At 74.6% G+C, this 6094-nt stretch carries 6 protein-coding genes; all 6 read right to left on the bottom strand.

The features are described from left to right. The coding region (locus tag JWN97_RS15490; RefSeq protein ID WP_297624446.1) for an acyl-CoA dehydrogenase family protein at nt 1-848 on the bottom strand (848 nt) is incomplete at its 3' end. Then, nucleotides 845-2557, bottom strand: coding sequence for an acyclic terpene utilization AtuA family protein (locus JWN97_RS15485; RefSeq protein ID WP_297624444.1), 1713 nt, complete (start codon nt 2555-2557; stop codon nt 845-847). The genes JWN97_RS15490 and JWN97_RS15485, both read right to left, overlap by 4 nt. Further along, nucleotides 2554-3342: a TIGR03084 family metal-binding protein gene (locus tag JWN97_RS15480; protein ID WP_297624442.1), complete on the bottom strand. Its 789-nt coding sequence runs from the start codon at nt 3340-3342 to the stop codon at nt 2554-2556. Before JWN97_RS15480 ends, JWN97_RS15485 begins: the two co-directional genes overlap by 4 nt. After that, a complete protein-coding gene (locus tag JWN97_RS15475) occupies nt 3339-3947 on the bottom strand; it encodes a TetR/AcrR family transcriptional regulator (RefSeq protein ID WP_363321300.1) in 609 nt (202 codons plus the stop codon). Before JWN97_RS15475 ends, JWN97_RS15480 begins: the two co-directional genes overlap by 4 nt. A 59-nt stretch (nt 3948-4006) precedes the next feature. Then, entirely contained in the window at nt 4007-5497 is a 1491-nt protein-coding gene (locus tag JWN97_RS15470; protein ID WP_297624440.1) for an Ig-like domain-containing protein, read from the bottom strand. 10 nt (nt 5498-5507) lie between these two features. Next, on the bottom strand, nt 5508-6094 hold a 587-nt coding region (locus JWN97_RS15465), incomplete at its 5' end, for a hypothetical protein (protein WP_297624438.1).

Genomic DNA, 6094 nt, shown 5'->3' with positions numbered 1-6094 from the left:
GTCTCGCGCTCACGGCAGTACGACGCGGTGAGCGCCAACGCGCGGGAGGCGATCCCGTAGCCGAGCACGGCAAGGGCGATCCGCTCCACGACGAACTGTTCCGCGATCTGCCCGAAGCCGGTGTTCTCCACACCGACCAGGTTCGCGGCCGGGACCCGGACCTCGGTGAACGACAGCTCGGCGGTGTCGGAGCAGTGCCAGCCCAGCTTGGCCAGCGACCGGTCGACGACGAAACCCGGCGCGCCCTTCTCCACGACCAGCAGCGACACCCCGCCGTGGCCGGGGCCACCGGTGCGCACCGCCGAGGTCACGAAGTCGGCACGGACGCCGGAGGTGATGAAGGTCTTGGCGCCGTTGACGACGTAGTGGTCGCCGTGACGGTCCCGGACGAGCTCGGCGCGGGTGGTGATCCGGGCGACGTCGGAGCCGCCGCCGGGCTCGGTGATCGCGAGCGACCCGATCAGCTCCCCGGCGAGGGTGGGGCGGACGAAGCGGTCGACGAGGTCGGCGTTGCCGCTCGCCGCGATGTGCGGCAGCGCGATCCCGCTGGTGAACAGCCCGGCCATCAGCCCGCTCGACGCGCCGGCGTCGAACATCGCCTCCTGCATCGCCACCGAGTCGAGCAGGTCGCCGCCACTGCCGCCGACCTCCTCGGGGAAGGCGACGCCGATCAGCCCGAGGTCGCCGGCCGTGCGGTGGAGGGAGCGCGGGATCTCCCCCGCGTCCTCCCAGTCCTGGAGGTGCGGGACGACCTCGCGGCGGACGAGCTCGGCCGCGGTGGCCCGCAGGGCCTCGCGCTCGGCGGTCGCCGGTCGAGCAGCGAGCGTGTCGAAGCCCGACTCGGTCATACGAGGCTCTCCTCGATCGAGACCAGCCGCGAGCGCAGCCACTCGCCGAGCCCCTTGGCCTGCGGGTCGAAGCGGGTCGACGCGGCGACGCCCTGGCCGAGCAGGCCGTGGATCACGAGGTTCACCGCGCCGAGGTGGGGCAGCAGCCAGACGTCGGTCTCGAGGTCGGCCGCCTCGGGCAGCAGCGAGCCGAGACCGCGCGGCGACATCATCTTGAAGAGCCACTGCACACGGGCGTCGTACGTCTCGCGGTCGACGCCGTCGTGCGCGACCCACAGGCCGACGTTGGCGTCGCCGCCCTTGTCGCCGGAGCGGGCGTGGACGAAGGTGCCCAGCGGCAGGCGGCGGGTCAGGGAGTCGGTGCGGCCGGGGTACGGCGAGGGGCGGGCGCCCGGTGCGTCCTGGTCCGGCGTGAATCCGGTCGGGTCGTCGATCACCTCGCGGCGGCCGTCGGCGTGGACGACGGTGTGGGTGACGTCGGCGCGGTCGACGTACTCCGCGCGGTAGACGCCGAACGGCGTCGCCGCGGCCGGCGGGGCGGTCATCGTGAAGCCGGGGTAGGAGCCGAGCGCGAGCTCGACGGCCGCGGAGGTGAAGGCGCGACCGACCGGGTCGGGCGAGCCGTCCTTGACCGTGCACCGCAGCAGCGTGGACGCGGCCTCCTCGGACTCGGCGTCCAGCGCCGGGACGGTGACGTCGGACCAGACGACCTCGGCAGCCGAGAGCCGGGGGCCGAGCTGCTCGCGCACCCACGCGGCCTTGGCCTCGACGTCGAGGCCGGTCAGCACGAGCTCGACGCTGTTGCGCCAGCCGCCGAGCTCGTTGACGCAGACCTTGAGCCGCTCGGGCGGCGCCTCGCCGACGACCCCGGTGATCGCGACCCGGTCCTCGTCGGCCTGGTCGAGCCGCAGCGCGTCGAGGTGGACGGTGACGTCGGGGCCGAGGTAGCGCGTCGACTGGATCTCGTAGACGAGCTGCGCGGTGACCGTGTCGATCGTGACGGCGCCGCCGGTGCCCGCGTGCTTGGTGATCACGCTCGAGCCGTCGGCGGCGACCTCCGCGACCGGGAAGCCGAGCGGCCGGTCGCGGTGGGGCAGGGTCAGGAAGCCGCTGAAGTTGCCACCCGTCGCCTGAGTGCCGCACTCGATCACGTGACCGGCGACGACCGCGCCCGCCAGCTCGTCGTACGACGTCGACGTCCAGCCGTGGTGCGCGACGGTCGGGCCGACGACGAGCGAGGCGTCGGTGACGCGGCCGGTCACGACGATGTCGGCGCCGGCACCCAGCGCGGCGGCGATGCCGAAGCCGCCGAGGTAGGCGTTGGCGGTGAGCGCGCCCTCGAAGGAGAGGTGGCGCACGTCGTCGCCCTCGACGTGGGCGACCTGCGGGTCGAGACCGAGGCCGCCGGCGACCTCGCGGAGCCTGTCGGCGAGGCCGGCGGGGTTGAGGCCGCCGGCGTTGGCGACGATCTTCACGCCGCGCTCGAGCGCGAGGCCCAGGCAGTCCTCGACCTGCCGGACGAAGGTGCGGGCATAGCCGAGGGTCGGGTCCTTGAGCTGGTCCTTGCCGAGGATCAGCATGGTGAGCTCGGCGAGGTAGTCGCCGGTGAGGACGTCGAGCCCTCCCCCCTCGAGCATCTCGCGCATCGCGCTCAGGCGGTCGCCGTAGAAGCCGGAGCAGTTGCCGATCCGGATCGGGCGCGCGGTCATCGCGGGGCCCGTCCCTCGCCCGGCTGGCCGGCGAAGGCCTGGGCGATGTCCAGCCACCGGTCGACGTCGGGGCCGTGGGCGACGAGGTCGGTGTCGGCGCGGTGGAGGCGTTGCGTCACGAGACGGCAGAAGTCGCCGGCGCTCCCGGTCAGGGTCTGGGCCGCGTCCTCCGGGCCCCAGCTCCACACGTCGCCGGAGGGCGCAGCGAGGTCGATGCGGAACTCCTCGGTGGGCGCGTCGAGGCCGTGGACGGCGTAGGCGTAGTTGCGGGTGCGGACCCCGAGGTGGGCGACGTGGCGGATCCGGTCGGTGTCCTCGACGGGTGCCCCGAGGCCCTCGTGCACGTCGAGGCTGTGCGCCCAGGTCTCCATCAGCCGCGCGGTCGCCATCGAGGTGGCCGACATCGGCGGGCCGAACCACGGCATCTTCTCCCCCTGCGGCCGGTCGACCAGCGCCTGGCGGAGGTCGTCGCGTGCGGACCGCCACCGCGCCAGGAGGCCAGGCTGCTGCGCGAGGGCGACGGCCTCCCGGTCGACGAAGCCCTCCGGGTCGGCGAGGGCACCGAGCACGACGGCGTCCCAGGCGTCCTTGTCGGTCGCGGCCTTGAGGGCCACGTCGTCGGTCCACGCGAGGTGGGCCACCTGGGTGGCGACGTCCCAGCCAGGGGCCGGGGTGGGGGTGTGCCAGCCGGCGTCGTCGAGGTCGGCGACGACCGCCTCGAGCCGGTCACCCTCGGCGGCGAGGTCGGCGAGCACCTGGGCGAGGACGCCCGATGACGTGCTCATGTGAGCTCCTTGTCGAGCACGTCGGCCCACGCCCGGAGGATCCGGCGGCGGCGTGCGGAGTCGTCGGTGATGGTGGCGGCCAGGCCCAGTCCGCGGACCAGGTCGAGGGTCGCCTGCACGAGCTCGCGCACCCCGGGCCTCGACTCGTCGGCGCCGAGCGCGGTCACCGTGAGCCGGTGCGTCTCGCGCCCGACCCGCTGCTCCAGGGGGGACACCGCGGCCAGCAGCGCCTCGTCGGTGCGGGCGGCCACCCAGAGTTCGAGGGCGGCGGTGAAGACGGGCGAGGCGAAGTGGTCGCCGAGCATCTCCACGACCGCGAGGGTGCGCCGCTCGCCCGTCGGCAGCGCCGCCACCGCCTGCGTCAGCTCGGCCCCGCGCAGCTCGGTGAGGTGCTCGACGGCGGCGACGACGAGGTCGTTCTTGGTCGGGAAGTGGTGGAGCTGGGCTCCCCTGCTGACGCCTGCCCGCTCGGAGACGAGGGTGGTGGAGGTCCCGGCGAAGCCCCGCTCGACCAGCAGCTCGACCGTCGCCTCCAGCAGCCGGGCCCTCATGGCCCGGGTCCGGTCCGCCTGCGGCACGCGGGTCGCCTGGGCCTGGGAGGTCACGGGGCCAGCCTGCCGTCGTACAAACAAACAGTCAAGCCTGACTTTTACTTCGCAGGCGGCTAGTTGACCACCGTGGTGCTCCCCGCCACCCCGCACGCCGACAGCGAGCCCTCCCACAGCTCGCCGGGCAGGGCCTCCACCTGCCAGTAGTAGGAGCCCGGGTCGAGCCAGATCGGCCCAGAGGTGACGTCTCCGTTGCCCAGCCGGCTCAGGGGGTACTGCGCGATCGCGGACGTGCAGCCCGGGGAGTTGTAGAGCTTGACCACGAGGTCGACCCTCGTCGGGAAGGGCACCCCGGATACCCTCGCGGTCACCTGCGAGTTGCCTGCGAGCGCCGTGGGAGGGGCCGAGACGGTGACGCTCGTGCGGCCGCGGACCTTGACGACGGCCCCGCAGGCCGTGACCGGCAGGCTGGTGTCCGTGCCGTCGACCGCCACCTTCCACGCGTAGTAGCCGCCTGCCACGGGCGTGACCGCAGGCATCGGATAGCCGCCGTCGGCGGACACCTGGGCGGGTGCGGAGGCGAGGCTCGAGCCGGCGCACTGCGCGGCCCCAGCCGTGGCGAAGGGGCCGAACAACGCCGCGCCGGCGGCCCGCGCGGCTCCGTCGCCGGCGACGGTCGCCACGACCCTCGCCAGGCCACCGACGACCAGGACCTCGGGCGAGGCCTTGAGGCTCAGCGTCTGGGGACCACGGACCGGCGTCCGCTCCGTGACGACGAGGGTGCGGCGGGCCCCGCCCTCGGCGGCGGAGGCCTGCGTGCTCCGCTGTGCGGTCCACGTGTGCAGCCGGTGCTCGGGCACCTGGCCCACCGTCGCGGTCACGTCCTGCCATCCCGGCGTGCTCGCCGCGAACCTGGCGACGGCCCGCCCGTCGTCCCCCGTGACCGACGCCACCGGCTCCGCTCCCGGCATCGTGAGCGTGGCAGGAAGCCCCGAAGCGGGTCTTCCGTGACCGTCCAGCACCATCACCGTGACCGTGACCGAGCCCCCGAGGTCGGCGCCGGAGGTGGTGAGGCGGGCGGTGTAGGCGCCGGCGCTCCGCCTCGACAGCCGCAGCATGATCGAGGCGAACCTCGCCACCGACGCCCGATCGCCCGACTGACGGATGCGGCGGGCCCCCCGGGGCGAACCGACGCGCCAGCGACCGCCCACGAGCAGGTGGTAGACCGCCGCGTCGACGGCGGCGGCCTGCGTCGCGTCACGGTAGTCGCCGTACTTCGACAAGATCCACGCCGCTCGCGCCGTCTCCGCCCGCGACGCCCGGTGACCGGGCACGTCGGCGACCGTGCGGGGCGTCCGGAAGCCGGTCCGGTTGGGGTCCCGGCTCGGGGTGGTCATGAACACGGTGGTCCGGCCGACCCGGTAGCCCCCGATCCAACCGCCGGCGGCGTTCCCCGTGGCGCGGATGGCGTACCCCGACCAGCGCTCGGCGCGTGGCTCGGCGCCGGCCGCGGACGTCGGCGTGACTCCGCTCAGGCCGGCTGCGCAGAGCAGCAGCGCGAGCAGGCGGACGACTCGACCCCGACCGTGCTCGGCGGTGCGGGACATGACGACCTCCTCAGCCCACCGGGTCCGGCGCGAGGGTCCCGGGATCCGTCGGTGTCGCGGTGGACCCGTGCGGCGGACTCGGACTCGGGTGCGGGGTGGGACTGGACGTGGGTGTGGGTGTGGGTGCGGGTGTGGGCGTGGTCGGCGGCGCGGTGCTCGTCGGTTCCTGCGACGCCGTCGCCGCCACCGGCGTGACCTCGTCCGTCTCGGAGGCCGAGGTCTCGGGCGAGGAGACCTGCTCGACCTCGGGCGGGGCGAGCGACAGCGCGCCGCTGACGGCGCTCGCCGACTCGGAGGTCGCCGACCAGGTGTAGCTGCCCGGGCCGAGCCCCTGGATCACCACGTCACGACCGCCGGGGTCCCGCACGACCAGGTGGCGTACGACGCGCAGGCCGGCGCGGCCACGGACCACGAGCCTGACCTCCGCCGGGAGGGGCGTGGCCCGCACGGCGAAGGCCGCCGTCCCCGCGCCGGCCTCGACGAGTCGCACCCGGACCGTGCGACGCGGCTGCTGCTGCGCGGAACCGGGCTCCCCCGGATCCGCCTCCGGGGTGACGAGTCCGACCCCCTCACCGGGGTCGGTGGTGGCCCGCGGCC

This window comes from Nocardioides sp. (genome assembly GCF_025965415.1).
Classification (GTDB): Bacteria; Actinomycetota; Actinomycetes; order Propionibacteriales; family Nocardioidaceae; genus Nocardioides.
The sequence above is the reverse complement of the archived record's forward strand: the minus strand, read 5'-3'. Positions and strand labels throughout refer to the sequence as shown.